Genomic DNA, 25,609 nt, shown 5'->3' with positions numbered 1-25,609 from the left:
CTTAAGCAGGGTGAGCTAGTTGAGGACCTGGACCTCGGCGACGGTGATATCCACGTCGCTGGTACGGGTCTCGGTGAGTTGGCCGGTCTGCCCGCCGCCTTGCCAGTTGACGGTCCAGGTCGAAGTCGCAGTGACGTGCCACTTCCCCGATGCTTGGGTCGAGGAAGGCTGGGAGTAGCGGTGGCCGCAGTCAGGGGACGGCTTCTTGCCGTACTCCGCGTTGTAGGGCGTGCCAGCTGTGGTACAGGTGACGGTCTTCCCGTCGCCCATCGCCCAGACGATTTTCGAAACCTTGGCGGTGGCAGTGACCGTCACGCCGCCAGCCGATGCCGATGCGGTGTTCGGTCCGTACGTCTCCGTGCCCTTCGCCGTCCACATGTAGACCGGCATACCCACCACGCCCTTGCCGCCTGGCTTCGGGGTAATGCCAATCTCCGGGCCCCGCAACAGCATTCGGTCAACGGCTTGCTGGGCCAGGACAGCCGGATCGACGGCTGTGCCAGTGGGCGGCTCCGCCCCCCAGACCGTCCCGACCGTAAAGCCGCCGGTGCCCCCGCACTCGCGCGCATACACGGCACCGTCGCCCGGCTTGTGCCCGTCCCAGAGGAGACTGCCTTCCGGCGGTTGCGGATCAAGTTTCCGGAAGGTACAGACCGGCGCGCTGCTGTCGCTGCCGTTGCCTGCCTGGTCTGCGCCGCCCGATCCACCCGGCTTGCTGCCTTCGGGCTTTCCGTCCACTCCCGCGCCGACACAGAAGTGCACCCCGCAGAAGCCCGCTCCCGTGCCGGGGCCATCCGCGGCGTGGGCAGTACCAGTCAGCGTGAGCGTGGTCAGGACCAGGGTGGATGCCACGAGCAGCAGCCGGCCCGTCAGCATGCCTTCTCCTGCGGCTCGTCCTTGATGACCTTCCAGCCGTCAGGCCAGCGCTCGACCGTCGCGACAGAGACGTACTTGGTGAGGCGATCCTTGGGCAGGGCGGCCCTCTTCTTGGTCTTGCGGTCGACGACGTCCCATTTCGAGACGTCAAGGCAGGTGGAAAGCGTGGCGTTCGGCACCTTGCGGTTGAGATCGAGCTTGGTCACGGTCGAGTTGCCCAGGGTGACCTTTCCCGTGACGATCTGGCTGGCCTGATACATGCCCTTGATTTCCTGTTTGGCCCCGACGAGCGCCGGCCCTGCGGCGTACTTCTTAAGATCTGTACCGTCCGCGCTGCCCTTGGCGTAAGCGCGCTCCATCTGCTGCCAGTACTGGCTGTAGAGGCTGATCACATCAGCTTTGGCGCGCTCCGTTGGGTCCGCGGCCTTTGTCGGCTCCGTCGATGGTGCGCTGGTTGACGGAGATTCCTTGGGATCCTTGCTCGCTGAATCATCGTTGTCCGAACTGCACGCGGAAGCAGTCACGAGCGCTACGGACACGAAAAGCAGAGATGCCGAGCGCACTCGATTCCAGTCGCGAAGCGGTCGTCGGTCTGGTCGTGCCAGCGGTGCCACAGTGCCTCCCCGTAAGTTCTTCGTCAGCGTGTTCACCTGCGGCTGCGGTGCGTGCTGCGACACCCCGTCTGCACATCCACCGCCGCAGGCGGCTGGCCTGGCCTCACACGTTACGCAAAGATTCTCGAATGCCACAGCCCGTTATGGCAGTTCAGGCCGCCCGGCGAGCCCAATCCCGCACTACGGGAGTGAGTGGGAGGCATTCCTTCCGCCCGCCCCGCCCATCGATAGGCAGATAGGCGAGAAGGAATGCTGAGGGCGGCGAAGATTGTCGATTCATCGGCACAGTGGATTGCACGCCCAGAGTTCGGTCGGCTCGGCCAGCAGGCCTCGTCCGGTGCAGAACTCTCCAAGCGTCCGGTCGGCCATCAATCGGGCGCCGCATAACGCGCAGGCCCATCCTTGGGCTTGATCGAACGTGAGCTTCTTCAGGTTTGGCTGGCCTGGAGGGGATTCAGCCGCCCGCGGGCCGAGCACGCTCTCCAGGGCGCCTCGCAGATATCTGTGAGCACATGCGGGCCAACGAGAAGATGGCCGGCCCGGCGCAGATCGAGAGCCCTCCGCCCCGCTGAACTGTCGGCAGCAAGCCCCGGATCCGTGATGGCATCCGGGGCTGCGCGCGGCGTCAACCGGTCAGTTCTGGACTTCGCCCTGGTAGGTGGCTCGGGTGCTGCCGCCATTGGGGTAGTTGACTTCGATCGTCACTGGGCCGGGGATGGCCTTCTGGGGTAGGGAGAATCGCAGGGTCTGTGTGGCAGCGCGCTGCGGAGCAATGGGTCCGCCGCCGTCGTAGCCGCCTGGGCCAGGGCCAGCGTGCAAGGTGATCGGGCCCTGAAGACTCTCGCCGTAGTAGATACGCAGGGAGTTGTCGAACGACGTCCTGCTCACCTCCACGCGCGGGCTCGTGTTCATGACGGTCAGTTCGAGGGTGCACTCACGCGCATCCCGGTTGAGCTCGTCGATGGCGAGTTGTGCGACGCGGATGCGGGTGGCTCCGTCGTCGTGCCAATCACCCAGGCGCAGCACACCCTTGCCTGTGGCGGCCTTGCCGGGCAGAGGCGCCAGCCTCGCGGGTCCGCCGGGGAAGGGGCCCTCGAAGTATTGAGCGGTCTGATCCATCTGCAGGTACGCCTGCGTTTGCACGGTGAAGGTCACCGGTAGTCCTGCGGCGTTGTTGGGTACGGCGATACCGAGTCGGGAGGTGACAGCCTGCCCCGGACCGACTCGCCTCGGTTCTTCTCCGAGTGCGGGTACGGGCACCGGGGCGATGCCGGTGTCGGTGAAGGCCTCCGCCGTGCGGCCCTCTGCGCCGTAGCGGCGGGTGACCGAGACGATCGGGAAACGCTGGATCTCATCGCTGGTGTTGGTGAAGACGAGGTCGGTCGTGGCCGTCAGCCACCCGGCCGGTACGCCCTTGGCCTTCGCGCTGGGCTGGGCCGGCTTGAGCCGGGTCGTCTTGAGTGTCCAGACGTCGTCGTCGAGAGCGGTGGTGGCTCCCAGAGCGTGCATGCCCTGAGGCAGTTGGGCGGCGGGCTTCGGAGATGGTTTGGCGGGGGCGCCCTGCTGACCGGACGGTGGCGCCGGTGGGGGTTCACTGGAGCATCCCGCCATCACTCCGGACAGGAGTACACACCAGCGCTTGTTCATCCCAACCCCCATGATCTCCAGGCCGACTGCCGCTCGATTGTGCCAGCAGGTCCTGACAGTGAGTCGTCCCGTGGCTTCATTCCGCTCTCGCCATGGCGTGGAGAGCAGCCGACCGTCGAACCGGCTCAGCGTCGTACGAATCAGCGCCATTACCGGGTACCGCCATCCTGCAAGTTCCTTGGCACCGCGGTGGTCTGCTCGGCCTCCCAGTCGGGGAGTTCGATACGCAGTGCCGCGCAGGCCCGTTCCGCCTCGCGCTGATCGCGCAGGTGCTCCAGCCAGCCCTGTCGGCCTCGGGGGCAGGGCGGCCGGCCGGTTCGGGCATGCGGAGGGCGCGCGCTCGGTAGACGTCGCGCGGTGACACGTCCGCTCCGCAGGATTGCGGCGGCATGGCCTGGGCGAAGGCCTGCTCGCTCTCGCGCATCATCGGCTGGTACTCGAGGCGCGGCGGCCGCCGGTCCTGGCAGGCTTGCTTGGCTTCGGCCAGGCGGCTGCGCAGCTCGGAGCGGAGCTGGCTGGCGTAGTGCTGCCACGTGGGGGCGTTGCATTCCTGCCTGCGCCGCAGCATCTCCGCGTGCCGGGCGCCGGTGTCGTCGACCTGGTCATCCCAGACGACCGGCGCTGCTGGGTGTGGCGGGGCTTTCGATGTTGGCCTACAGCGGACACAGCGAAGCCCACCATGTCGTTGCACGATGGGCCGCTTTGAACTGGTGCGGGTTGGCCGACTGGTCAGACGATGCCGAACTCTCCAGCCTTTACGCTCGCCACGAAAGTTGCGAACGAGCCTGCGGGGAAGTCTAGGACCGGACTGGTCGGGTTCTTGGAGTCACGGACGGGGACCACGCCGTGCGAGGCGACGAAGTTGGCAGCAACCTCGATGCACTGACCGCCATTTTCACTGTACGAAGACTTGAACCAGCGGGGGGATTCGGTCGTCACGGGGTGCCCTTTCGTAACCGTTCGATCATGGCGACAGACGCCGCCTGTGAAGCAGCTTCGGCCTGTAGCTGATGGTAGGCCGTCAGCATGGGGAGCACGAACGTGGTTTCTCGTTCGAGATGGCCCCGTTGGGCAGACTCGGCGTACGACATGAGCGACCGATCAGGCATCGTAAGGACGGTCACGGGCAGACTGAGCGGGCGGCGAACCCCCATGTCGAACGGGGCTACCTGTACAACCGTGTTCGCCAGCTCGGCGAACTCGACTAGCCGCGCAAACTGGGTATCCATGATCGCACTGTCCCCGATCGGTCGTCTAAGGCAGCTCTCGTCAAGCACTGCGAAGACCAGCGGGAGCGGTGTCCGGTTCAAGGATGCTTGGCGCTTTGCAACGAGCGCGATCCGCTCGTCCCCCTGCTCGGGGGTGATCGCTCCCCGCTTGACGGTGCCCGCTGTGAGCGCTGCTGCGTACTCCGGTGTCTGGAGTAGACCAGGGATGACGCCGACCTCGTACAGCCTGATCTCTGCTGCCTTCGCCTCATGTGCGACGAACTCCGGGAACCCTTCTAGCAGCGCGTTTGTGCGCGCGGCCCTGCCCTGGCGTTCGAGCTGGTCGCCCGTCCCGAACACCTTGTCGGCACTGTTCGTGAAACGGGGAGTTGGGGACCGACGACCAGTTTCAATGGCGGAAATATGCGTCCCCGAGTAGCCCATACGATCGGCTAAGTCATCCTGCGTCCACCCGCGCTCGTCTCGCAACGTGCGTAAACGCTCGCCGAACGCTGCTTCCGGCGAACTTTCGGGGTTCAGCTCTTTGCGGTTCAACAGTGATCACCCAACTCTCCGTTCAAATGGCGCAAGTTGAAGACTTCTGAACTGTAGGACACGCTGAATCGCCCTGGTAGTGGAACCACTACGGAGAGGAGCGGCGGTGTCTGCGCAGAACAGTCCCACAGACAAGCAAGAACCCGCCCACGTTCCGGACCCCGGCACGCTCATGGTGGACACCCGCCGTGGAGACCGTGTTGGGGAGTTCCGCGGAGTCGCCGGCCCGTACTGGTCGCTCCGCCCGATCAGCGGCGGGACCGAATGGGAAGCGGAGCCTGAGCACGTCCGCCTCGCGAGCCTCACAGAGCTTCTTAGCGCCAAGACCGCGCGAGAGAACGCTAGAAGCCGGGGGGAAGTGGCGTGAGGCTCTTACCGGTCCGGCTCGTCCTCGCCGTGGGGGCCGCGGAAGTTTGCTTACGGCAGCGCTTCCCCCGGATCATGTGGGCACTCGCCCCCCGCCCTTCCAAGCGTGACGAGCCGTTCGTCGAGCTGCAACGCATCGAATCGGACCCCGAGTACCGCGCGCTGTTCCTCGCTGGTCTGGACGCTGCGATTGTTCAGCGGAACGCAGAGCACGCGGCCGAGATGCAACGGATTGAAGCGGCAGCCGACCACCTTCGGAACCTGTTCCGCCCCGGCAACGGCGAGCGTGCCGCATGACCGATGTTGGGTACGTCGCCGAGGTGTACGCGGGCGACGCCGTGACGACCGTCTATCTCGGCGGGATCGTCGCTCCGTCCCGTCGGCTCGCGCTCCGATGGCTACGCAGGCAAGCTCTCCGATTCGCGGGAGCGCTGGACCCCGACCCGTACGCCGAGTGGGTTCCGCCCCTCGCGCTTCAACCGGTAACGCACGCCGAGCGGGACGCACCCGCCGAGCTTCGGTTTTGGACCGGCAACAACGACCACTAGGACCACGCGTTGCGGCAGCTCGCAGCCGGTTTCGCCTTCCAGTTCGTTGCGCGCGACGAGACCGGTTGGTACGGGCTCACCGCTCACCCGGTGGTCGTCCCGACCCCGATTCCGGATGTGCTCGCCCATGCGTAGCCCCACAAGCCCCCGTGCGCCTGGGCCATGGATGACCCCGAGTACGACGACGCATACGCCGCGTGCGCCCCCTAGAACCCCGCCCGCCTGCCGCCTGTCTGGGGACGGTGGCAGTCAGGCGGCATCACCACTCACCAGCACGACGGCACGGGAGGAATACCAGCATGACGACACTCATTGAGTCGCCCACCCGCGAACCGGTTGCCGGAATCCAGTCCCTTGAACTAAGGAACACCGGAAGGTGTCAGCTCACGTGCACGCATTGTCTGTCTGAGTCCAGCCCGCGAGCCAGGCATGGGGAGATGACCCCCGCGGAATGGCGAGCGGTCATCATCGACGCTGCCGAGTTCGGCATCCGCAGTATCCAGCTCATCGGGGGGGAAGCCGACTGTTCACCCGCAGTGGCGCGAGTTCGCCGAACTGGCGCTCTCGCTCAGGCTGCGTGTAGAGATCTACAGCAACCTTTTCCACGTTCGCGAGGAGTGGTGGGAGGTGTTCGCCCGCGAGGGTGTCACGCTCGCAACGAGCTACTACAGCGATGACCCCGCCGAACACGACGAGATCACCAAACGAGCGGGAAGCTACGTCCGGACCCGGTGCAACATCAGGGAAGCCGTCAACCGGGGCATCACGCTGCGGGCTGACGTGCGCGTATGTTCAGAACTGGTAGTTAGAAGTGTTGGGGTCGGCGAGCACCACATGACCCTCCTCCCGGCGTTGACCGATGTCGATGTGCCGGGCGCCGAGTCCGAGCGACGTCGCCACCGTCTTCTGCTGGTCGTCGAGGGACGTGCTCGTCAGATCGAAGTGCATCAGGTTCTGGCCGGCCTTCTGCTCCCGGGTCGGGAGAAACCGGATCCGGAACCCGGTGTCATCGCTCGGCAGGAGGGGGATGCCGTCGTGGGAGTCGTCAGCCATCTCCCAGCCCAGGACGCCGACCCACGAAGCGCGCGAGGCGGAGCGGGTCGTTCGCGTCGAAGCACAGCGCGTGGAGGTGAGAAGTCATCCCTCGGCATCTCCGATCTGCTGACTCGCTGCCCCACCCTCCGATCGGGTAGGGCAGTCCACCAGCAAGAAGGCTTTCATCCAGGTCGTGGCTGGAGCTTGCCCAGACGGCGCTACCCGGTCAACTCATTACACCGTCGTCACAACAGCCCTCCTCGTCCACCAAGTCACAAGCTCGCGAGGAGGTCGTCGAGCGGGGTCGGTACCTGTTCGGGTTCGAGGGCCTCGATTCGTCACGGCAAGTCTTCGGTCTGGGAGAGCACGCCGAGAGGGCGGGTGTAGCAGTACAGCGCGAGCATCTCCCCGACCAGCGGTAAGAATGGCCGGGTGATGGCGCCGAGCTCATTGCAGGCCCGGTACTCGCCCGGCAATCTCCCTCGGTCGGCGTGGGAGCCAGCTCCCTGAAGTGGCGGCTGAGGAACCCGAAATGCATGAGGTCTTGCTTCCCGAGAGGGCGGTCAGGCGGCGATGCTGACGGGCCGCAGCCAGGCGTCCGAGTGCTCGGCCGGTCCGAGGGCTGGGGTGAAGATCGGCTCGAACGGGCCGCGGTGCTGGAGCTTGCCCAGGGTCGTGACGCCGGCGCGCAGCCCGGTGTTGGTGAGCGCGGGGTCGCTGGCGGCGAGACTGCGCAGGTCGGCAATGCGCCGGGCGAGACGGGCGTCGGAGGCGCCGGTGAGGACCAGGAGCAGGCGCGGGAAGGCGGGGTAGCGGTATCGCCAGGCCGGGGTGCTGGTGGTGCGCCGACCTGGCTTGGCTCCGCGGCCGGAGGGCTGCTGTGGAGTGAAGTCGTGGTAGGCCGCGTAAGCGTGAAGCTTCTGCGCGAGGCGGGCGGTGGTCATTTGGGTGCGGTCGACCTCGATGAAGAAGGTGAGCAGGGTGCGCTGCTTGGCCTTCTGGTCGGTGTGGACGTAGTGGAGGACGGCGTCGGGGATGAGGCTGAGCTCTTGGCCCGGGCGGGCGTCGTCGCGGTAGTAGTGAGCTGTCTCGGGTGACCAGTCGAGCGGTCCGCATTCGTGGTCGAGGCGGCGGGCCCAGTCGACGAACGCCAGGCCCGTTTCCACGGTGGCGAGGGTGTGTTCCTGCAGCGGGCCGAGGGCCGCTTCCGGGCTCATTCGGTACGGCCGCTGAGGCAGCAGTCCGACCGATTCGACGGCGTTGGCGCCCTTCTCGGTGAGCCACCACAGCAGCTCGGTCTGACCGGAGACGCGCCGGCCGACCGTCTCGGCCAGGCCTGTCTCCCGCAGCGTGTGAAGCTGGCGGCGCAGGTATTCGGCACGGGTGTGGTGTGGGGTGATCAGCTGGTGCAGTTGCCTGGTGGAGACCAGGCGGTGCTGGTAGAGGATCTGGGTTGCCTGCTGCGCGATCTGGCCCAGGCCCGTGGGCCCGGTGTGCGGGTACGGCATCGTGGTGCTCCGTTTCAGTCGATGAGGGTGGTGGGGTCGCCAGCGCCGTTCGGGCCGGGGCGGCAGCTGGTGTGGTGGGCGAGGATGAGGGTGTCCAGGTTCTCGAGGTCGGTGAGGATCTCGGCGACGGGCCGGCGCTGGAGGTTGGTGTCGATTGCCTGGTCCAGCTCGGGGACACCGTCGGGGTTGTTGTAGTGGTCGAAGATCTCCTCGACCGGCAGGCCGCGTACACGGAAGGGCTGGGTCGGCCTGCCGTTGAGGTTGATCGACATGACGTAGTGGTATTTCGGGAGCTCGGTGATGGTCTCCGGCGTGACGTGGCCGTTCCATCGGCGGGCAACGAAGGCGGCCTCGTCGAAGTCGGCCGCGCAGGTGGACAGCAGGCTCTGGTTCTGCAGCAGGGACTGCCGGGTCATGGCGCTCAGTCGCAGGGCCATCTGCGTCATGCCGATGAAGCGGACCTCGTACTTGCGCAGTTGCTCGGCGATGGCGGCCAGGAATCCCTTGCTGGAGGCGTCCAGGGCGGTGAGCTCGTCGCCCCAGGCCCAGAACGTGCGGCGGTCCTCGCGCAGGGTGTCCTGACGGGACAGGCCGGCGCGGTGCAGATCGTGAATGAGTAGGCAGGAGACGAGCGCGTCGGACTCGGATCCTGACGGGCAGACGAAGACGACGCGGCCGGTGTCCATCGCCTTGCGGATGTCGTACGCCGAGCGCGGGCTGCCGAAGAACGCCTGCAGTGACTGCGAGGTATCCAGGCGGTCCATGACATAGGTGACGGTGGGCACCGCGTCCTTGGCCAGTGACGGAAACGTCTTCGTCCAGTAATCGCGTACCCGCTGCGGGAGTGACGGCAGCAGACCCTCGCGCCAGTCCTCATCCGTCAGCCACGACCTCAACTGGAAGAGCGTGCACTGCGCATCAGGCCGGCCTGCCTGGACAGCCTGCAGATTGAGCAGGGCCATGGCCTGGGCGGCGCGGGCGAGGATTGTCCGGGCTCGAGGGGCGTTGTCGCCCCAGTCTTGGGCGGCGGCGATGCCTTCGGTGACCGAGCGGACGACGTCCTGCACCGCGCTGAGGGGGCGGCCCTCCATCGACAGCGGATTCCACGAGACGACCAGCTGGTCCGGCTCGGAGCGGGCCAGGTTGATCTCCCACACCCGGGACGCGATCGCGGGGTGGGCCAGGTACGGCTTCGCCCGCATCCAGCCTTCCCCGTGCGGGTCGAGGAACCAGGTGCCGTATCCGCTGTGGGCCATGGCGATGCACTGCACCAGCGCGGCCTCGGTCTTGCCATGGCCGCTCTTGCCCAGCTGCAGGCCGAAGAGCAGGTCCTTCACGCGAGCAGCACCGATCCGCTCGCGCCCGTCCCCGTAGACCACGGCGCCGAGCGGCACCAGGTCCCGCTGGCCGGTGTAGACGGGCAGGTCCGACGGCGCTGGCGGGAGCAGGCCGCCGGAGCGCACCACGCTGGAAGCGCGGCACTTCACGGTGGGCGGCTTGAGGAAGCCGGCCAGCTCGGGCACAGTCAGCCACTGCCGCTTCCGGGGCGCGAACTCGCCGGTTGCGAAGCGCTTCTCGAAGGAAGCGATCCGCCAGCGGGTGCGCGGCCTGCGGGGCTTGAGGTAGTTCTCGCCGGAGGTGGCGGAGAAGGCGGCGAGCAGCTGGTTCATGCGGGCCAGTGCGATCTGCGGGTGCGGCGCCTCGGTCCGCAGCAGCAGCTGCACAGCGAACACGGCGCCTGCTGCCGGGTCGAACTTGCCGATCCCGTCGCGCAGGTCGGTCATGCGGGGCAGCCGCTCGCCGACGGCGGTCTTGCCCCCGGACCATGCGGCGAGGACCGATTCCCACGCCCCTCCCCCGCCCAGGCCGCCGGTCAGGCGCTCGCCGTACGCGGATGGCCCGCGGCGCCCGGACTGCAAGAGCAACTGGCGCCGGCGCCGGGCGAGCCGGCGTTCGCGAATGGGGACCAGGTCGATGACGACGTCAGCGCGCTCGCCGTCCTTGGTGCGCACTGAGGCCATCGCGGCTGCCAGCTGCTGGAGCGGATCGGGATTTAGACCGAGAGAAGCCAGCGGCTTTTGGTCGGCCAGCGCCATGGCCAGCTCGACGCGCTGCACGTAGCGGCGGGAATCAAGCCCACCGACGGCGCTGGTGGGCTTCGAGAAGTCGAAGTCGAACTCAACTGCTGCAGTCACTTCGCCCCCTCGTTCGGGGCCGGGAAGCGGATCGGCTGAATGTCCTTTTGGGCGCGGTGGGCGCGGACTTCGACCTCGGCAAAGCCCGGCATGGCCAGAACGGCGGCCGCGGTGACCGGCCCCTCGAGAAAGCAGCGCATCTTGCCGTCCTCGGCGGTGTAGCGCAGCCGGGCAGCGGAGCCGCGGGCCGGTACGCCATCGGCGGAGTGGTGGACCCGGCTGAGCTGGCGCGCCCACCGGCCGACTTCGCCTTCACTCGGATCGAAGGTACTGGTGGGGACCACTTCCACGATGACGCGGTCGGTGAGGGCCTCCCGCACGAGACGGGCGCGCCGCGCGGCAGCGCAGATGCAGACGGCCAGGGCGACCGGGGAAAGCGCGGCAAGGTACGGGGCGGCGGCAGTGGTCCAGCCGACGATGTCGGCGAGCAACTGGGCGCCCGGCAGGTCGGCGACGTTCATGCCGGCCGCCGGGCGGTGGTACGGAGTGCTGCGTGCACGGTGGCCTCCTGGTCGGTGCGGGGAATCTCCCTTCACCTGGACCAAGTCAGGCCGGAAGGCCGATTCAGACACCGATCGCGAGGCTTTACTTTCCCTTTACTTTTGGGTGTCTGGGTGCTCGGACAGTGGTGTCCGCTCTCGCCGAAGCCAGTCGCCGTCTCATCCAATCCAGTCGGACTACAACCGTTTCCACGCGACTGTACGAAGAGGTCGGCTGTTGGTAGGGGTGCAGACGGAGTGCGGCACATATATCGGTGTCCAGCCCCGTCCGGTCGCTGGAGCCCGCAGGCATAGGGTGACAGACCGTGGAAGACGCTAAGGACGATCTCGGAGCTCTCGTATGGGGTCAGGCCGAACAGCGCGCCGCGCACGGTGACGCCTCTTACGTGCGCGAGCTGGGGTCACAGCTGGCCGACCGGCACGCGGCCGCTGTCGAACAGGTACGGGAGTACGAGCGCCAACTGGCCCACGTGGTACGTGTGCTCGCCCTCACCCCCAGCCGCGACAGCCTGGTACAGCTGCTCCGACTCCTCGACGAAAAGCGCCCATTCACTGCGGGCTCCAACCTCGCGCCGCGCTTTGTCGCCTCGCTCCTCGCGGAGCATCAGCACGTCAGCGACCTGGCAGCCACCGTCTTCGATCGCAACGAGCGGGAGCCGCACCGGCTGGACGAGCTGCGCGCCTGTCTTTTCCACGAGTTGGTGCTCCGTGGCGTGGATGTCGAACAGTTCCCGCCGCTGCGCTGTTGGCTGCTCGTAAGGCCCGGCTGGCAGGCCCTGTCCTGGCTCCCGGTGCAGCGCCGCGACTTCGAGGCCGGCGTCGGTTTTCCAAGCCGCTCGATGCACGGCTCCGCCAGCGGGAGCGGGACCGGTGTACCCACCGAGGGCCGTGTGGACCCGCCGACACCACGCACGTCCGAGCGTTCCGCCCTTCGGGACATCGCCACCACGGAAGTGCACGAGACCATCGTTGCCGCCGTGCAGGCGGGCGACTGGGGTGACTGCGGGGCCTGGGTCTTCATGCTGGACGAGGCCGTCGCACCCGCCCGGGTGCCCGCTCTGCTGCCGACCCTGCCGATGCCCTGTGTCGACGGGCTCAGCCCAACGGATCGCTTTGAGATCGCGGTCCGCCCGGTGGACGAAATCTGGCGCCTGCTCTTCGTCACCGCGTCGATGGGCGGCATGCACAGCTCGGGCGTGCAGGGTGCCTACGGGCGGCTGTGGGCATGGCGTTCGATGGCGGGGCTCAGCGGCGCTCCGGCGGGCGCGAGCGCGGACGAAGTGGAGCGCCACGTACGGCAGAGCACATGGTTCCACTTCGAGGCCGATGCGGACTGGTTCCAGAACGACATTTACGACTACGGCATAGCCGCCCTCTCCCCCGACCTCCGCCGGATCGCTGTGCTGGCGGCGACGGACACCGACTAGAGAAGACAGCGGGACCAGCTCCCCGGCATGAACTGGGTTGGATGTCAACGGGAGGCTGTTGGTGGCCATTTAATTCCCCGCTCGCGGCTGCTTGACGGGGAGTGAAATCGCCACAGATTATGTGACCGTCAGTGACGATCTTCGCCCTCGTCGGCCGTCCGCTGCCCCAACGCTGCCACCCTCTGGTACAGCTCCTCGGCCTCCTGGCTGCGGCCGAGCTGTTCGAGGCAGTGGGCCTCGTCGTTGAGGCTGGCAAGGGCGTCGGGGTGGTCGGCGCCCAGGACGTGTTCGCGGGCGACTGCGACCGTGAGGTATTCGGTGAGGGCGTCGGCCCAGCAGCCGAGCCAGCCGAGGCCGACGGCGACTTCGCGGCGGCTGACGAGGGTGTCGGGGTGGTCCGGGCCGAGGAGGCGCTCACGGATGGCGTTCGGCCGCTGACCACTGGCGGTCGATTCTGATGGTTCGAGCGCTTTGCAGCAGTTCGCGGGCTCGCATCGCCCGCTCTTCTGTGGAAGCGTCGGTGGGGGGAGAGAGGAACTGTTGATGCTCGTGAGCTCGCATGGTGGCTATGACAAGCGCGTCGCGTGAGCTGTCGCCGAGTAGTTGGGTGAGTAGTTGGGCGGTGAGTCCCTGGGCGCCCAGGTAGCGTTCGAGGTCATCCAGCCATACGACGCACTTCTTCTCTTTCTGCACTGCGGGCAGGAGGGCATAGAGCGCCGACGGGGTGGGGCAGGCGAAGGCGTGGTTCGGCCGCAGTGTACGCAGGGCCTCGTAGGCAAGGCGTGTCTTCCCGGCCGTGGACTCGCCGACGATCAGAACGAAGCCGCCGCTTGTGACGGCGGCGTGCACGTCGGCTTCTCGGTCCCGCTGGATGAACGGCGCCACGCGGTCTGCGACACCGTCCCTGACAAAACTTTCGGCGGCGTGCACGCCCAACGCGATCGGGTCAATCAGATCACGCACGCAGGGCAGTCGGCCAGTAGCACTGACCGCGTAGAGGTTGGCTGACATGAGTTCGCGCTGCCGGGTAGCAGTGTCGATGCGGGCCGAGACGCGGGTGACGGGCAACGCTGTGATCGCTACAGCTGTGGCCGCGACGGCTGCAGCTCGCTCCGGTGGCATCCAAATCGCGGCGACAACTCCTGCCAGGCCAGCGATCACGGCAAGTACGAAGTACACGATCCATAAACGGACGCGACCCACCATGATCCCTCCCCCCGAAGATTGGAAAAACCATCCTGAGGGCTCAGATCAGCGCCGTCCAGACTGCGCCGACGCTCGCGTGCATCCACGCACGAAACCTCGACGTACGGCACGGCCCCGTCCGCCCCAGCCGGTACGGCTGCGTTCGTAGTCAAACGCCTCGATTGGATGACAGGGGACAGTGGGGCCGGCCCGCCTCCAAATCACCCTGCTGCGACAGGGCAATCGAGAAGGACTTGCACCTTCTTCGAATCACGGCGCTTCCTGGCGCACGTCCAACTGCATGCATACGTGCGGCTTGAGGCCGGACTTCGCGACCCATCCTGTGGAGCCGGCCTTCAGGCCGGACTTGGAGCGGTCCTGCAGGCTCACCCGGTACCAGCCGCCCTTCGCCTTGTCGACGCTGACCAAGTCGGCCGGGTAGAGCACCCCGAGCGTCGTGTACTTCGTGCCTGGGCCGGTCCGCAGTCGCAGAGCCGACTTCGGGTAGTAGCCGCACGAGTTGAAGTCCTGGGCCATGGCGGTCGCAGCGGTTGCGGACGGCAGTGCCTGCGCCGCCCGGGTGGGCAGGGCGGGAAGGGCCAGCGCGGCCACTGCCAGGGCGTACGAGATCAGTTTTCGCATGACCCGCTCAACATGCCGTCGTCCGGCGCGCGTCACGGCCAACCCTTTGTGATCACTCTGACGTGCGACAGCGGACCGTGAGGGGGCGGTCTAACTCCCCGCTTCTGGCCTGCGCAATCGGGCACCAGCGCCGCACTGGCCGGTGAACGGGGCTGCGGCGGGAGCGGACTCGCGCCGGGGCCGCGTCTCAGGTGAGGAGTTTGAAGATGTACAGGCCCCTTTCTCCCCCCACTGCGAGTTCGCCACCAGCCCCCCAGGCACACGGGAGCAGCGCATCTTCGGCTCGTGCCATGGCCACGGTGCATTGATCCGCGACGGCCCAGATCCGCACCGTCTTGTCGTGACTGGCGGTGGCGAGCCAGGCCCCGTCCGGCGCGATCGCCACCGCCTGCACCGAGCCGGTGTGGCCGGTGAGGGTGGCCGTGCACGACCGGGTGGTCCGGTCCCAGATCCGCACCGTCCCGTCGTAGCTAGCGGTGGCGAGCCAGCTCCCGTCCGGCGCAATCGCCACCGAAAGCACGCGGCCGGTGTGGCCGGCGAGGGTGGCCGTGCACGACCCGGAGGATCGGTCCCAGATCCGCACCGTCCCGTCGCCGCTGGCGGTGGCGAGCCAGCTCCCGTCCGGCGCAATCGCCACCGATTCCACCAGGCCGGTGTGGCCGGTCAGGGTGGCGGTGCAGGTGCCGGTGGCTCGGTCCCAGATCCGTACTGTGAGGTCGTTGCTGGCGGTTGCGAGCCAGGTGCCGGCCGGGGCGATCGCCACCGAGCGCACCGAGTCGGTGTGGCCGGTGAGGGTGCCGGTGGTCCGGTCCCAGATCCGCACCGTCCCGTCGTCGCTGGTGATGGCGAGCCAGGTCCCATCCGGGGCGATCGCCACCGAATTCACCGAGTCGGTGTGGAGGGTGGCGGTGCAGGTGCCGGTGGCTCGGTCCCAGATCCGCACCGCCTGGTCGCTGTTGGCGGTGGCGAGCCAGGTGCCGGCCGGCCCGATCGCCACCGAATACACCGAACCGGCGTGGTCGGTGTGGAGGGTGGCGGTGCAGGTGCCGGTGGTCCGGTCCCAGATCCGCACCGTCCCGTCGTCACTGGCGGTGGCGAGCCAGGTCCCATCCGGGGCGATCGCCACCGAATTCACCGAGCCGGCGTGGCCGGTGAGGGTGCGTTGCAGAGCGGGTGAGGGGCCGTCGGGCAGGGGCCATTGGTTGGTGAGGCAGGGGCGTTGGGCAGGGTCGTGCTGGCGTGCGGTGATCTGGGGGTGCCAGTGCGGGTGGTTGTCGAGGCGGGTGTGCAGGACGCCGGTGAGGGCATGGGGTGGGTCGGTGGGGGTGAGGAGGTGGGCGGTCTGGGCGAGGCTGCGGGCCAGGGGGCGGGTGTGGGGGGTGTCGATGCGGGTGAGGTCGCTCCAGGGGGCTGTCGGCCCGCGCTGGGTGAGGCGGGCTTCCACCCATCGCAGGTCGCCCGCGATGGCCTCGGCGGAGGTGGTGCGTCCGGCTGCGAGGAAGTGGTCGAGGAGGTGGTCGAGGAGGTAGCCGTCCTGCAGCTGCCACCAGGCGCGTTCGGGGTCGGGCGTGGTGGGGGCGAGGGGCTGGGCCGGTGGCAGGGCGTTGGCGACGGCGTCGATCAGGAGGCCGTTGATGCGGGTCAGGCCGGCGGTGCCGAGTTCGCCGCGGAGGTAGTCGCGGATGACGTCGTGCAGGCTGATCGTGCCGCCGCGGCGTGGGTTGAGGGTAAGCAGGGACAGGCGTTCCAGGTCCCGGCACAGCGTGCGTGTCTGGTCCTCGGTCAGCTGGCTGCTTGTCTGCCACAGCAGGGCGACGACGGTGATGGGGATGGACTCGTCCTCGGCGAAGATGCCGAGCTCGGTGAAGCGGTCCGGGCCGCCGGGCGGCAGCAGGGTGGTTGCGGCCTCGATCGAGGCCTTGACGGCCTGGTTGCGCAGGCGTGGGTCGTCCAGGTTCCAGGTGGCAGCGGGATCGTCCACGGCGACGGGCCCGTTGCCGCGCAGCCGGTGAAGGATCCGCTCGGCGGTGGCGGTGGGATCGGCGCCGGCGGCGCACTGTTCGGCGATCAGGCGGTTCGTCAGGCGCAGCAGCAGGGCCCAGCGGCCGGTGGCCTTCAGCAAGGCGTCCACCAGGGGCTCGGGCAGCGGTGGCAGGGTCCAGATCAGCACGGCCTTGGCCTGGTCGCGGGACATCTGGTCGACGGGGATGCGCTGCGCGCCGGGTGGCAGCAGTGCGGGGTTGCGGGTGGTGACCAGCCGTACACAGCGGCGGCCTCCCTTCAGGAAGGGGTCGAGCTGCTCGGCTTCCCACACGTCGTCCAGGACGAGCAGGGTGCGGGGGCGCTTGTCGAGGAGCCGGCCCAGATGGGCGCCGGCCAGAGCGGGGTCGTCGAACTCGGTGGTGTCGCCGGTGATGAAGCGGGTGACCTCGACGACCTTGGCCGCCACAGCCGCACGTCCGCGGACGTCCCGGCCGATGGTGACGGGATAGATCCGGGACCGGAACCGCCTCCGCACACGCCGGCGGGCGCACACGGCAGTCGCCAGGGTGGTCTTGCCGAATCCTCCTGCTCCCCACAGGGAGGTGGTGATGCCTACGGCGCGGCGGCCGCCGCACACAGCCGACACGGTGGTGCGGGTCTGGCCCCGATCGACGAACCAGTCCGGGACCGCCACGGGCGGGGGTGGTGGTGGGTCGTTCAGGGCCGCCGGTGGACGTAACTGCAGCCACGCCGCGAAACCGCCTGCCACGATCGCCAGTGGCCCAAAGATGCCGAGCGACCACCACGGGTGCTGTCGGAGATCATCCAGCGGCCAGTGCCAGTGCTTAGCGGCCGTGGCGGCGTTCCCCGCCAGCGCCAGCACGATCGGCAGCGCAATACCCAGGCCGGCAAGCGCCACGATTCCCGCCACCCACATACGGACCCGCACGCGCCCACCCCCGGCAACACGATCTCCTGCACTGGACCTTAGCGACCCGCCATCCGCACCATCAGCGGAATGCCACAAGACCGCATAGATGCGGCTCTTGGAGTTCTGTCACCCTGTTCGTTGCATTCCGTCCCTACCCTCCACATGGGGTGTGAGGGTGACACCACCCGCACGAGGGACTTCTCATCACCCTGTCCAACCGGACAAGCGATGGACAGGACGATGAGAAAGGCCAACTCATATGTGGCCCTAAATGTCGTAGAACGCGGCGTATTTCCCCGTCCAAGCCGCTGGCGCCCTTCCAGGTGGAGGGGAGGAACTGCATCGGCCCCACGGTCGCATCCCGGCACACTTCGGGCGCAGGGTGGTGATGGTCGTGGCGGCGCGGGAGTACGCGGCGAGCATTACCGCGTGCACACCCGCCACCTGTGAGGGCGCTCCCTGTCCGGCCGTCATGCCGTTGCTGCTGTCGTCGAGTTCGTCTTCGTAACCGGCTGCGCCCCCGGCAACGGCGGCGATGAACAGGACGCAGAGACCGAGCACGAAGGCGATCGGCGCGAGCGCGATGCCGGAGATGAGGATGGCCTTCTTCTCTCCGGTCACGGGCGGCCACCGCCCCGGCGGGGTGCGGGCCTTGCCGGCCGTGCCGGGCGCGGGGAGGGAGGAGCTGCGGGGGCGCGGGGGTCTGGCGGTTGCGCATGCGGTGCAGCCACATCTGTAGTGCTGCCTGGGCCGGGCTCGCTGCGGGCTGGGGCGCGCGGGGGAACCGGGCGGTGCCTGGCGGCCGGAGGAGCCGCTACCGGCGTGGGGCGCGGGGGGCGGCGCCGAATGGGCGGGGGGCCTGGGACCGGCTGGGGGCGAGCCGGAGTGGGACGCCGGGGCGGCGTATAGGGGCCCAGCGGGCGGCGGCCGCTGACCAGGCGCCCGAACGAGCGCAGGCCGTGGGCGTATTCGCTCATGAAGTCGCGCGCGGGTGGGGCGTACTGCTGGTGGATCTGCTGCAGACGCCGGCCCAGGCCGGCGGCACCGTTGGTGACTTGGCCGGGCACTGCGGCGCGCGCGGCACCGGTTCTGCGGGCGGCGCGCGGCCCGTACACGGGCAGCCCCAGGGTGGACTTCAGCCCTGCCTTGCCGACCGCGAGGGTGCCCCTGGCGGCAAGTTTCGTTGTGCCGGCTGCGGCCCTGGCGGTGCCGCCGATCAGGCGGCCGGTGCCGCGGGCCAGGCGGGAGGCGAGCGCGGTGGACCCGCGCGCGGATCCGAAGGTGGCACGTCCGCCCCGACAATCACTTCTCCTCCGCATCGTGAGCACGAAGGCAGTTCGTCTGAGAGCTGGATCGAGCTGTGGGTCATCGCCGGGCCTCCTCGCGCAGGAGTGTCATCCAATGCGGACGGAATGGGATCAGTCAACCCACCTGGCCCTGCGTGAGTTGGAAGCCGGTACGGCGTCGTGGGGGCGGACTTGCGGGGCTCTCGAAGCCGCGTCAGGGCACGATGCGTCGGGCCACGAGGATCGTTCCGTGGGTAGCCACCTTGGCCACTTCCACCACGCGTCCCGGGCGCGGTGCGTGCACGACAAGTCCATCTCCGATCGCCATGGCCACGTGCTCGGGGCGGGACGCGGTGCCCTCGGTGAACACCAGGTCGCCCGGCTGGAGTGCGTTGGTGGACACCGGCCGCCCGTCGTTGATCTGCGTGTACGTCGTGCGGGAGATCTCGATGCCGGCCACTCCGTACGCACGCTGCATCAGGGACGAGCAGTCGCACCGGTCACGCGCGACGTTGCCGTGCGGGTTGGTACACGTGCCGCCCCACTGGTACGGCGTGCCGAGCTGACCGAGCGCCCAGCGGATCGCGTTGCGGGCCTGCATGGGGGCGTTGATGGGGATCTGGTAGCCGTCCGGCAGCTTGCCCGGGGCAATGTCGCCGTAGTCGGCGCCGGCCTGCGTGACACAGCCGCCCGTACCGAAGCCGCCAGTGAGCGCGGGGCTGGCACCGGCGGCGCCGAGCGTCGGCGCGATGGCCCGCTGCAGTGCGGTGGCCAGCGGCTCGTGCTTGGCGTACGCGTCGGGCAGCCCCGACTTCTGCACCTTCTGGGCGGCGACGGTGAGCGGCATGTGCTCCCAGTCCTTCAGGGACCTCAGCGCTTTGTAGAACTTGGTCGACGCGTAGACCGGATCGAGGACTTGCTGACGGGTGCCCCAGCCCTGGGAGGGCCGCTGCTGGAACAGGCCGAGGCTGTCGCGGTCGCCGTGGTCGATATTGCGCAGGGTTGATTCCTGCAGGGCGGTAGCGAGCGCGATGACCTGCCCGCGGGCTGGGATCTTCATCTGCACGCCGGTGGCCACGATCACCTTCGCGTTCGGGATCTGCTCCTTGGGCAGCGACAGGCCCGACACCTGGACGTCGCCGGTGTTTCCGGCGAGCACGGCCTTCACCTGCTGCGCAACCTGGGCGGTGTCGACGTCCATGCCCGGGGCCCCGCCGACGGAGCAGCGGGCCCGGGTGCGGGCGGCGGCCTCGGCGTCGCCTTGGGCGACACCGGTGACGTGCGCAGCGATCGCCCCCATGAGGATGATCGCCAGCGCGATCAGGCTGCTGCCGCCCGCCAGCCACTTCTTACGTTGCTTGGTCACGACTCGCCTCTCGGCGGGGTGCGGCGGGTGCCGCGGTCCAGTCGCTGCCGCAACTGCTGCTGGCGCGGGGACGCTGCGGGCTGGGTCGGGGCCGAGTGCCGAGGCGTGGCCCGCTGTCCCCCGCCCCGCTGCACGGCGGCCGGGCGGGGCCCGTTAGCCGGAGTCGGAGCGTTGCCGGCAGGCTGTGCAGGGTGGGCAGTCGGCCGGCGGCGGGCAGGCTGAGTTCCGGGGCGGTGGGTAGGTCGCGGCGGAGCACCCAGGCGACCGTTGCCTGGGCTGGTGGAGGGCTCGGAAAAGTCGAAGTCCCATTCGGTGCGTGGGCTCACTTCGCCTCTGGGTGACGGGCGGGGACGGCCGGGAGGCTGACCGCCTGGGCGCGGCGAGGGGCGGCCAGCAGGCCGGGCCGGCGGGCGCCGACGGCCGCCCCGGCCGCCAGTGTTGATCCGGCTCATCAGGGCGGTGGCGCCGACGGTCCGGGGCAGGGCGTAGCCGACAGCGGCGAGCGGGTTGCCCTGGGCGAGGGACACTCCGACCATCGCGCCGCGCACCAGGCCGCGGGCGGTCTTCCTGCCGATGTGGCGGTTCTTGGGGACGGTGTCGGAGGCGGGTGGGCCGAAGGCGGAGCCGTTTGTGCCGCCGATGCGGCCAGCCGACATCTTCGCGCGGAAGTTCGCCGCGACCTGCTTGGAGCGGGCAGCAAGCTGCTTGCGCTTCTTGACCGCGCCGATGCACACGATGTCCACGACCAGGAACCGCAGCGTCAGTTCTCTGCCCCAGTCCACCTGTACGGGATCGAGGACGGCCTGGACCACAACGATGAAGACGGCGAGCGCCACCACCGAAGTGAGCATCAGTCCCAGGTTGCGCAGCACCGAGGCAGCCCAGTCCCACAGGAAGGCGCGGCCGGCGCCGGGGATGGTGCCCGCTACCAGGACGGGCTCGCCGCGGATGGCATCCCAGGCGATGCGGCACTGGGCGACCAGGAAAGACCCGGCCAGGCCGGAGATGAGGACGGTGACGATGAGGGCGGCGATGAGGAGGAAGACGCTGCCGCCGACCTTGTCGAACGAGGCCTTCTTCGCCGCGTCAGCATCGCCGGGAACGCACTTCTCTTCGAAGCGCTGCATGGGCGGGTTGCCGAAGTGATCGACCGCCCACTGCTGGGACATGTCGATCTGCATGTTGTACCAGCCCGAGATGGCGCCGCCGGTGGGGTCGACGTAGTCGGCCAGGCCGGTGACCTTCTTGAGCATGCCGGTGCGGGAGCTGACACTCCGGTCGAAGGCCAGCTGCGCGAGCTTGGTGTCGGAATACTCGGCCGCGCACTCCCCTTCAAAGACGCGCCCGTACTGCAGGAGCATGGCCGGCTTGACGATGAAGGCGTCGGTCAGCGCGTCGGTCAGGGGCCGCGAGATGGTGTTGCTGGTGGCCGGGGTGGTCACTCCGTCATTGGCCTGCGGTGTGGCCGGGTTGGCGTCCAGGATGACGTCAGCAACTTCCAGGGCCAGGCCGCGGGTTACGGCGATCGCTCCGTCTTCCTCACCCAGCAGCGTCTGCGGTGTGGAGACCAGCAGTGTGGTCGTCAGTGCAGCCAGAAAGACGGACAGGGCGGCGTCGCCCCAGCCCTTGGCCTTGTCGCCGAAGAAGATTCTCGCGACGCAGATGACCGCGCACACCGACAGGAACAGCGCCGATAGGCCCATCTCCAGAATTACGCGGGTGTGCAGCGAGTTGGCGACTGACAGCACTGGAACGAGCAGCAGCTTGGCCAGGCCGAAGGACAGCGCCCAGACCATGAGCCAGGAGCAGAACGCGATGAGCCACTTGGTGGCCATGAAGCACAGCTCGGTGAGCAGGTTCTGGATGCCGAGGTCCCAGTCGAGCATGTTGCCGGTGTCGGACCTGACGGTGTAGGCGCTGATGGGCATGCCGTTGGCGTCGGTGACGTTGAAGACACCCAATACGCCGCCCTCGTCGGGCAGCAGCTTGCGCAGCCGTTCCTTCTCGCCTTTGAGCATGCCCTCCTGCGCGGCCTTCGACAGGCGCTCCCCCTGCTCGCGCAGGACGTTCTCGATCGCCTCAACTTCTTCCGGCGTGGGAGTGCGCTGCCCCGGCGCCGTCTGCGCAGTCGGCGCGCTCGGAGACGGGGCCGGCAGGGGCTCCGAGTGGGCGGGCAGCGTGGTGAGCAAGGTGAACGTGGTGGCGGCGACTGCGGCGACGAGCAGCGCCAGGCGCAGCCGTGCGGAGCCCAACGCCCGCAGCCGCATCCGCCAGTTCGTGAGCGAGCTCATGCCGCGGCCCGGTAGTCGCTGGGTGTGGTGTGGATGACGCGCATGACGGCCGGGTCGACCGGAATGAGGACCCGCATCATTCCGATGCGGCCGGCGAGATCGCGGTAGAGGCACTCTCCCGCACGGGCCAGCTTCTCCTCGTCCGGCAGATCCAGCGGAGACAGGCCGGCGGTGACCAGGTCCAGCAGGTCGGCATCGGTGGCGTCCACACCGAGGAACTCCAGCCCGCGCGACGCCAGCGACCGGGTGGTCTGGCGGAACAGGAGCCGGTGCGGGATCAGGCCGCGGATGATGGCGCCCTTCTCGCTGTCGGCCGGCCCGATGTCGTGCGGGTCGTGCGACCCCACGTAGGCGGCGGCGTTGTGCTTACGGCCGTCACGCATCAGCTCGAGCAGCAGCTCCAGGCCCTCCTCCGAGCTGGTGAGCCACCAGCACTCGTCGAAGACCGCGACCCCGAACTCTTCCTTGGCCTTCATGACGGTCTCGCGCGCGACGGCAGCGATCAGGTACATCAGGGACCGGCCCAGCACCTTCTCGAACTCGAGGCGCTCGATGCGGTGTTCGGAGGCGAGCTCGCTCTTCTTGGGCAGGGCGAGGGAGTTGACGAGAAAGACGACGCTGTCGGCTCGCGCCGTGTCGACGACCGGGAGTGTGTCATCGAAGACGACGGCGGCGAGGTCCTTGCGGGCTACGGCCTTGAGCTTGCGGGCCAGGTTGCGGGCAGAAGTGTCCTCAGCTCCGCGGGCGGTGAGTTCGTCGACCAGGGCGCGCATGGAGGGCTCGGGGCGTTCCAGAACGGCCTGGACCGCCTCGGACAGTGCGACGCCTTCCAGGTCCATCGGCTTCACGCCGAGCAGCAGGGTCAGGAAGGACTCGCAGAAGCGTGCCGCGACCTTCGGGCTGTCCTGTACGTACAGGCGCAGGGGGTCGAGAGACACTTCGGCGGTCTGGTCGATCCTGATGACCTGGGTGGTGCCTGGGCAAGCGCTGGCGAACCGTGCCCACTCCTCTTCCTTGGTGCGGTCCACGATGACGGCGCGGCCGCGGGAGTCGGGCCGGCCCGGCTGATGGCCGCGGGCGAGCACGTTGTAGACCGCCGTTTTCAGACCGACGGACTTGCCGGCGCCGAGCTCGCCGATGAAGGCCATGGAGGCGGAGGCGTTCTGGCGGGGCCCTCGGGCGGGGTCGACCATGACGGGGCGGGCGCCGCCGGAGGCGAGCTGCAGGCCGAACAGGCCGCCGCGCTCGTCGCCGAGCTGGGAGCCGCACCAGGGCATGGCCATCGCGAAGTCGCGGGCGAGCAGGTACTGGGCGTACCCGGTCATCACCCGCGGGGTGCGGCAGCCGGGCAGCATCGCGTGCCACAGGTTGGACTGCTCCCCCACCGGGCGGGAGAAGGTGTAGTCCGTCGCCCCGAAATCCGATGCGAGGGCAGCGGCACGATCCTGGGCGTCGTCCGGGCTGGCCCCCCACACAGCCAGGGTGACCATGGCGCGGATCTCGACCTCGCGCGCGGACGAGGTGAGCCGGTCGCGGTATTCGTCGTTGTCCATCTCGTTCTTCGCGATCGAGGTGGGCGGCCCTGCCGGGTCGCCGACGTACTCGGCGGCCTGCGCCTTCAGGTGGCGGGCCCGCTTACGGGTCTTGGCCTCGGCCTTGGCACCGGGGGTGATGACCAGGCGGGCCGTCCAGTCGACCGGGTAGGCCAGATCGTCGAGCTGCTGCAGGTACGCCGCCCCCGGCAGCGCGAAGGCCTCCGGCATCTCGGAGAGGGCGAGCATCGCCTGGTAGGAGTCGCCCCACTCGCTGGATACCTGCAGATAGCGCCGCTCGAAGGGGTTGCCCGGTGCGGCCCGGCGCTCTTTGAAGTCGGCGCCGCCCTCGGCGAGCAGCACCTCCCCCAGGGCCGCGACCGTGCGGCCGCGGCCGCGCAGGCCCTGCTCGGTGCCGTCGGGCAGGAACGGCTCGGCAAGGCCGCGGCGGGCACTGTGCCCGTAGATCCACAGAATCTCGACCTCGGTGGCCGGCCGCATGGTGACCCCGGACGGCCACTGCGCGTGCATCCGCATCGCCTGCTCGGTACGCCGCTCGATCTCGCCGGCGGTGATGGGGGCGGGCATCAGGCCGAGCTGCAGCTCGACTTCGGCCTTGGCGGCCTGGAAGGCGGACAGTGCGGCGTCCTTGCGGGACAGCGCGGGCAGAGGGATTGCGAGCCAGTCGGTGCGGCCCGTCAGCTCCATCTCCTCGAGCTGGTCCAGGACCGCGTGGCCGAGCAGCTCGTAGCGCGGCGACTTCTTCAGGTCGACGTCGGCGACCATGGCGCGGACGACGGCGATCGGGTCGACCTGCGGGCACAGCGACATGAGCATCGGCTCGCCGGTGAGCGACTTGAACAGCGACTCAAGTGACTTCAGCCGGCGCTTCTTCGCGGTGGCCGGCGCGTGGCTGTAGTTGGCGGCCGCCACCCGCCAGAGGGCCCAGGTGGTGCCGTGGGTGGTGAAGACGAGGTTGTTGGCGACATGCCGGATCGGCAGATGCATCATTCCTCCAGGTCATCTCGAGCGGATGCAGAGCGGCGGGCGAGCAGGGCCTGCACGCCGGACGCCACAGGGGAGTTGGCAGCTGCGGAGGATGCGGGTGCTGCCGGTATGGGCCGGCGCGCGGCCCGGGTCGGCGCAGTGCGTGCCGGGGCAGCCGAAGCGGCGGACGGCTCTGCGGCGTCGGCAGCGGCGACGGTGATGCGGGTCGCACCGCGGGCGGGGCGGGCCGGCCGGAACGGCCGGCCGTGAAGGCGGCCCCAGCGCGGGCCGGTCATCATCACCGCAACGCTGGCCGCGGCTGCCGCCGGGTTGCGGCCGTCGATGTGCAGGTGCCGCAGCAGGAAGGCAACGCCGAACGGGCAGCCGAGCAACACCACCACGTCCATCAGCCCGCGCCCGCCCCACAGAGGCCGGGACAGGATCAGCACGACGAACGTGGCGACGATCGCGGCGAGCTGGGTGAGCGTGTACGGGCCGCCCGGGAGGCGCAGGCTGCGGCCGCCGCCTCCCGGAACGGACCCGACGACCAGCGGAGTGCGGCGGGCCTTGGTGTAGCAGCGTCCGATCAGCTCGTCTTCGCTCTCAGCCGGCTCGACCAGGACAGCGGTCACTGGTCACCCTGGTTCCACAGCTGCTGGCCGGCGCCGCCGTCGTCGTACTGGTTGATGTCCTCGGTCGTCTTGTCCTTGAGGGTGTCCATGTTCGCCGAGCCGCCCCAGACGATCGCGGCGAAGATGACGGCCATGATCGTCGGGCCGGGCGCCTTCGTCTTCCAGCCGACAACGACGACGAACAACCCGCACAGCACAGGGATGGCGACGTTGAAGATGAGGTCCTTGATGTCGTTACCGAGGCCGGTTCCGGTGGTGATCCAGCCGGCAGCGAGCGTGATTTCGTGCATGACGA

At 68.7% G+C, this 25,609-nt stretch carries 20 protein-coding genes and 3 pseudogenes; 4 read left to right on the top strand and 19 right to left on the bottom strand.

Features of this window, described 5'->3' with window-relative positions:
* Positions 1-15 precede the first annotated feature (15 nt).
* The 5 genes from OG883_RS41765 to OG883_RS41745 all read right to left on the bottom strand — a co-directional run bounded on the left by OG883_RS41765 (position 16) and on the right by OG883_RS41745 (position 4,900).
* Positions 16-876: an ATP/GTP-binding protein gene (locus OG883_RS41765; protein ID WP_266552783.1), complete on the bottom strand. Its 861-nt coding sequence runs from the start codon at positions 874-876 to the stop codon at positions 16-18.
* Positions 870-1,400: a hypothetical protein gene (locus OG883_RS41760; RefSeq protein ID WP_266552780.1), complete on the bottom strand. Its 531-nt coding sequence runs from the start codon at positions 1,398-1,400 to the stop codon at positions 870-872. Before OG883_RS41760 ends, OG883_RS41765 begins: the two co-directional genes overlap by 7 nt.
* A gap of 723 nt (positions 1,401-2,123) precedes the next feature.
* Positions 2,124-2,999, bottom strand: coding sequence for a hypothetical protein (locus tag OG883_RS41755; protein ID WP_266552778.1), 876 nt, complete (start codon positions 2,997-2,999; stop codon positions 2,124-2,126).
* A gap of 867 nt (positions 3,000-3,866) precedes the next feature.
* On the bottom strand, positions 3,867-4,076 hold the full coding sequence (locus OG883_RS41750; protein ID WP_266552775.1) for a DUF397 domain-containing protein: 210 nt from the start codon (positions 4,074-4,076) through the stop codon (positions 3,867-3,869).
* Positions 4,073-4,900 carry a Scr1 family TA system antitoxin-like transcriptional regulator gene (locus OG883_RS41745; protein WP_266552772.1) on the bottom strand — a complete coding sequence of 276 codons (828 nt, stop codon included), beginning with the start codon at positions 4,898-4,900 and terminating at the stop codon, positions 4,073-4,075. Before OG883_RS41745 ends, OG883_RS41750 begins: the two co-directional genes overlap by 4 nt.
* A 172-nt stretch (positions 4,901-5,072) precedes the next feature.
* Here OG883_RS41745 and OG883_RS41740 point away from each other — a divergent pair, with 172 nt between their 5' ends.
* From OG883_RS41740 to OG883_RS41730, 3 genes and pseudogenes are all read left to right on the top strand, one after another.
* A complete protein-coding gene (locus tag OG883_RS41740; protein ID WP_266553289.1) occupies positions 5,073-5,267 on the top strand; it encodes a hypothetical protein in 195 nt (64 codons plus the stop codon).
* A gap of 74 nt (positions 5,268-5,341) precedes the next feature.
* On the top strand, positions 5,342-5,563 hold the full coding sequence (locus OG883_RS41735) for a hypothetical protein (protein WP_266552769.1): 222 nt from the start codon (positions 5,342-5,344) through the stop codon (positions 5,561-5,563).
* Positions 5,560-5,949 (top strand): annotated as a pseudogene (locus OG883_RS41730) (hypothetical protein). Before OG883_RS41735 ends, OG883_RS41730 begins: the two are co-directional and overlap by 4 nt.
* Before the next feature lie 681 nt (positions 5,950-6,630).
* Here OG883_RS41730 and OG883_RS41725 read toward each other — a convergent pair.
* The 4 genes and pseudogenes from OG883_RS41725 to OG883_RS41710 form a co-directional block, all read right to left on the bottom strand.
* Positions 6,631-6,955 (bottom strand): annotated as a pseudogene (locus OG883_RS41725) (VOC family protein); the annotation flags it as partial.
* A 457-nt stretch (positions 6,956-7,412) separates the two neighbouring features.
* Positions 7,413-8,357, bottom strand: coding sequence for a replication-relaxation family protein (locus OG883_RS41720; RefSeq protein ID WP_266552766.1), 945 nt, complete (start codon positions 8,355-8,357; stop codon positions 7,413-7,415).
* Positions 8,358-8,371: 14 nt separating this feature from the next.
* Positions 8,372-10,552, bottom strand: coding sequence for an ATP/GTP-binding protein (locus tag OG883_RS41715; RefSeq protein WP_266552763.1), 2,181 nt, complete (start codon positions 10,550-10,552; stop codon positions 8,372-8,374).
* The gene (locus tag OG883_RS41710) at positions 10,549-11,013 is read right to left on the bottom strand and encodes a hypothetical protein (protein ID WP_266552760.1); all 465 of its coding nucleotides are present in this window, start codon (positions 11,011-11,013) and stop codon (positions 10,549-10,551) included. Before OG883_RS41710 ends, OG883_RS41715 begins: the two co-directional genes overlap by 4 nt.
* Positions 11,014-11,357: 344 nt before the next feature.
* On the opposite strand from OG883_RS41710, the gene OG883_RS41705 reads away from it, so the two are divergent.
* Entirely contained in the window at positions 11,358-12,479 is a 1,122-nt protein-coding gene (locus OG883_RS41705) for a DUF6183 family protein (protein WP_266552757.1), read from the top strand.
* A 128-nt stretch (positions 12,480-12,607) separates the two neighbouring features.
* On the opposite strand, the pseudogene OG883_RS41700 reads toward OG883_RS41705, so the two are convergent.
* The 10 genes and pseudogenes from OG883_RS41700 to OG883_RS41655 form a co-directional block, all read right to left on the bottom strand.
* Positions 12,608-12,904, bottom strand: a pseudogene (locus tag OG883_RS41700) (tetratricopeptide repeat protein); the annotation flags it as partial.
* Positions 12,894-13,685: a hypothetical protein gene (locus OG883_RS41695; RefSeq protein WP_266552754.1), complete on the bottom strand. Its 792-nt coding sequence runs from the start codon at positions 13,683-13,685 to the stop codon at positions 12,894-12,896. The gene OG883_RS41695 and the pseudogene OG883_RS41700, both read right to left, overlap by 11 nt.
* A gap of 249 nt (positions 13,686-13,934) precedes the next feature.
* Positions 13,935-14,306 (bottom strand): SH3 domain-containing protein, encoded by a 372-nt coding sequence (locus tag OG883_RS41690; protein WP_266552751.1) that lies wholly within the window; start codon positions 14,304-14,306, stop codon positions 13,935-13,937.
* Between the two features lie 187 nt (positions 14,307-14,493).
* Positions 14,494-17,238: an NB-ARC domain-containing protein gene (locus tag OG883_RS41685; RefSeq protein ID WP_266552749.1), complete on the bottom strand. Its 2,745-nt coding sequence runs from the start codon at positions 17,236-17,238 to the stop codon at positions 14,494-14,496.
* 249 nt (positions 17,239-17,487) lie between these two features.
* Positions 17,488-17,841, bottom strand: coding sequence for a hypothetical protein (locus tag OG883_RS41680; protein WP_266552747.1), 354 nt, complete (start codon positions 17,839-17,841; stop codon positions 17,488-17,490).
* Positions 17,842-18,720: 879 nt separating this feature from the next.
* Positions 18,721-19,872 carry a C40 family peptidase gene (locus OG883_RS41675; RefSeq protein ID WP_323181066.1) on the bottom strand — a complete coding sequence of 384 codons (1,152 nt, stop codon included), beginning with the start codon at positions 19,870-19,872 and terminating at the stop codon, positions 18,721-18,723.
* Entirely contained in the window at positions 19,869-22,163 is a 2,295-nt protein-coding gene (locus tag OG883_RS41670) for a hypothetical protein (protein ID WP_266552744.1), read from the bottom strand. Before OG883_RS41670 ends, OG883_RS41675 begins: the two co-directional genes overlap by 4 nt.
* Positions 22,160-24,706 carry an ATP-binding protein gene (locus OG883_RS41665; RefSeq protein WP_266552741.1) on the bottom strand — a complete coding sequence of 849 codons (2,547 nt, stop codon included), beginning with the start codon at positions 24,704-24,706 and terminating at the stop codon, positions 22,160-22,162. The genes OG883_RS41670 and OG883_RS41665 overlap by 4 nt, the downstream gene beginning before the upstream one ends.
* Positions 24,703-25,314 (bottom strand): hypothetical protein, encoded by a 612-nt coding sequence (locus OG883_RS41660; protein WP_266552739.1) that lies wholly within the window; start codon positions 25,312-25,314, stop codon positions 24,703-24,705. The genes OG883_RS41665 and OG883_RS41660 overlap by 4 nt, the downstream gene beginning before the upstream one ends.
* A complete protein-coding gene (locus OG883_RS41655) occupies positions 25,311-25,604 on the bottom strand; it encodes a hypothetical protein (RefSeq protein WP_266552737.1) in 294 nt (97 codons plus the stop codon). Before OG883_RS41655 ends, OG883_RS41660 begins: the two co-directional genes overlap by 4 nt.
* Positions 25,605-25,609: the final 5 nt, after the last annotated feature.

It is taken from the genome of Streptomyces sp. NBC_01142 (genome assembly GCF_026341125.1).
In the GTDB taxonomy this organism is placed as follows: Bacteria; Actinomycetota; Actinomycetes; order Streptomycetales; family Streptomycetaceae; genus Streptomyces.
The sequence above is the reverse complement of the archived record's forward strand: the minus strand, read 5'-3'. Positions and strand labels throughout refer to the sequence as shown.

What these genes read in the sequence shown, in the direction of transcription:
- OG883_RS41655 (WP_266552737.1), bottom strand. Translation starts at nt 25,604, where the DNA reads ATGCACGAAATCACGCTCGCTGCCGGCTGGATCACCACCGGAACCGGC.
- OG883_RS41710 (WP_266552760.1), bottom strand. Translation starts at nt 11,013, where the DNA reads ATGAACGTCGCCGACCTGCCGGGCGCCCAGTTGCTCGCCGACATCGTC.
- OG883_RS41765 (WP_266552783.1), bottom strand. Translation starts at nt 876, where the DNA reads ATGCTGACGGGCCGGCTGCTGCTCGTGGCATCCACCCTGGTCCTGACC.
- OG883_RS41735 (WP_266552769.1), top strand. Translation starts at nt 5,342, where the DNA reads ATGTGGGCACTCGCCCCCCGCCCTTCCAAGCGTGACGAGCCGTTCGTC.
- OG883_RS41670 (WP_266552744.1), bottom strand. Translation starts at nt 22,163, where the DNA reads ATGAGCTCGCTCACGAACTGGCGGATGCGGCTGCGGGCGTTGGGCTCC.
- OG883_RS41755 (WP_266552778.1), bottom strand. Translation starts at nt 2,999, where the DNA reads ATGCACGCTCTGGGAGCCACCACCGCTCTCGACGACGACGTCTGGACA.
- OG883_RS41720 (WP_266552766.1), bottom strand. Translation starts at nt 8,357, where the DNA reads ATGCCGTACCCGCACACCGGGCCCACGGGCCTGGGCCAGATCGCGCAG.
- OG883_RS41740 (WP_266553289.1), top strand. Translation starts at nt 5,073, where the DNA reads ATGGTGGACACCCGCCGTGGAGACCGTGTTGGGGAGTTCCGCGGAGTC.
- OG883_RS41695 (WP_266552754.1), bottom strand. Translation starts at nt 13,685, where the DNA reads ATGGTGGGTCGCGTCCGTTTATGGATCGTGTACTTCGTACTTGCCGTG.
- OG883_RS41690 (WP_266552751.1), bottom strand. Translation starts at nt 14,306, where the DNA reads ATGCGAAAACTGATCTCGTACGCCCTGGCAGTGGCCGCGCTGGCCCTT.
- OG883_RS41665 (WP_266552741.1), bottom strand. Translation starts at nt 24,706, where the DNA reads ATGATGCATCTGCCGATCCGGCATGTCGCCAACAACCTCGTCTTCACC.